The sequence below is a fragment of the Synechococcus sp. R55.7 genome (assembly GCF_047461955.1).
GTDB lineage: Bacteria > Cyanobacteriota > Cyanobacteriia > Thermostichales > Thermostichaceae > Thermostichus.
In genome coordinates this window covers 1-692 of sequence record NZ_JANSIC010000472.1, presented here as the reverse complement: position 1 = coordinate 692, position 692 = coordinate 1, and the positions used below count along the sequence as shown (strand labels likewise).

1 protein-coding gene is annotated in these 692 nt (G+C 63.7%); it reads right to left on the bottom strand.

The genetic code is table 11. The annotated features are described in order from the left end of the window. The coding region (gene hisA / locus NW820_RS13205; protein ID WP_414407750.1) for a 1-(5-phosphoribosyl)-5-[(5-phosphoribosylamino)methylideneamino]imidazole-4-carboxamide isomerase at positions 1–657 on the bottom strand (657 nt) is incomplete at its 3' end. Positions 658–692: the final 35 nt, after the last annotated feature.

Genomic DNA, 692 nt, shown 5'->3' with positions numbered 1-692 from the left:
GGGCAAGCTCAACAAAGCCAGCAAATCGGTCAGCGAGCCGATCCCTCCCGAAGCAATTACAGGCACTTGAGAGACGGCTAGGATCTGGCGCAGCTGTTCTAAATTGGGCCCGGCCAGGGTGCCATCCCGGCCAATGTCGGTGTAGATGATGCCGGCGACGCCCTGTTCCCCCACCCGTTGCACCAATTCGGTGGCCCGCAGGGGAGTGGTGCTCAGCCAGCCGCGGGTGGCCACTTGCCCCTGCCGAGCGTCGATCCCCACCCAAACCCGACCGGGCAAGGCTTGGGTCATCGCCTCCAGGGTGTCAGGATCCTCCACGGCCAGGGTGCCAACGATCACCCGATCCACCCCCAAATCCAACAACTGCCGCGCCCGTTCCAGGGATCGGATCCCACCCCCCACCTGCACCGGGATGGCCAGGCTGCGGACAATGCGCTCAATGATGGGCAGGTTGACTGGATCCCCGCTTTTGGCTCCGTCCAGATCGACCACATGCAGGCGAGGGGCACCCTGTGCCGCCCAAGCTTCGGCCTGCTGGATGGGGTCATCGGCCACCTGTTCCGCCTGAGCATAATCCCCCTGGTAAAGGCGCACGGCGCGGCCCTGCAAAAGGTCGATGGCGGGGATCACCTCCAGAAAAGCAGTTGAGTAAGGCATGATGGGATCCCTTGAGGGGCTTTTCCAGTATCGCC